The following is a 1,127-nucleotide window of genomic DNA, read 5'->3' on the forward strand; positions in this document are numbered from 1 at the left end:
CCTTCCACACCACCACGGTGATCGCGCCGACCAGCATGCCCGCCAGCGCGCCGTTGCGCGTCATGCGCTTCCACAGCAGCGAGATCAGCACCACCGGACCGAACGCCGCGCCGAAGCCGGCCCAGGCGTAGGACACCAGGCCCAGTACCTTGCTTTCCGGGTTGGAGGCGATGCCGATGGCGATCAGCGCGATCAGCAGCACCATCGCCCGGCCGACCCAGACCAGTTCGGTCTGCGAGGCGTTCTTGCGCAGCATGGCCTTGTAGAAGTCCTGGGTCAGCGCACTGGAGCTCACCAAGAGCTGCGCGCTCAGGGTACTCATCACCGCCGCCAGCACCCCGGAGAGGATGATCCCGGCGACCCACGGGTTGAACAGGATCTTCACCAGTTCCATGAACACGCGCTCGCCGTTCTGGCTCACCGCACCGGCCAGTTCCGGGTGGTCGGCGAAGTAGGCGATGCCGAGGAAGCCCACCGCCACCGCGCCGGCCAGGGTCAGGATCATCCAGGTCATGCCGATGCGCCGCGCATTGGGAATGGTCTTGATCGAGTCGGCGGCCATGAAGCGCACCAGGATGTGCGGCTGGCCGAAGTAGCCCAGGCCCCAGGCCAGGAGCGAGATGATCGCGACGAAGGACAGCCCGCGGAACATGTCGAAGTTGGCCGGGTTCTGCGCCGCGATGGTGGCCATCGCCGTGTCCATGTCGCCCAGCGCGAGGATGACGAACACCGGCGTGATCAAGAGCGCGAAGATCATCAGCGTGGCCTGCACGGTGTCGGTCCAGCTCACCGCCAGGAAGCCGCCGATGAACACGTAGAGGATGGTCGCCGCCGCGCCGATCCACAGTGCATATGCGTAGGGCACGCCGAAGGTGGACTCGAACAGCCGCGCGCCGGCCACCACGCCCGAGGCGCAGTAGATGGTGAAGAACACCAGGATCACCAGCGCCGAGAAGATCCGCAGCAGCCGGCTGTGGTCCTCGAAGCGGTGCGAGAAGTAGTCCGGCAGGGTCAGCGCGTTGTGGTTGTGCTCGGTGTGCACGCGCAGCCGCCCGGCGACGAACAACCAGTTCAGCCAGGCGCCGACGATCAGGCCGATGGCGATCCAGCTTTCCGACAGGCCGGCG

At 66.5% G+C, this 1,127-nt stretch carries 1 protein-coding gene; it reads right to left on the bottom strand.

What is annotated here, in order from left to right; translation table 11 throughout:
- On the bottom strand, positions 1–1,127 hold a 1,127-nt coding region (gene putP, locus BAY1663_RS22785), incomplete at both ends, for a sodium/proline symporter PutP (protein WP_037045429.1).

The sequence above is a fragment of the Pseudomonas sp. BAY1663 genome (genome assembly GCF_000582595.1).
GTDB classification, from domain to species: domain Bacteria; phylum Pseudomonadota; class Gammaproteobacteria; order Pseudomonadales; family Pseudomonadaceae; genus Stutzerimonas; species Stutzerimonas stutzeri_AF.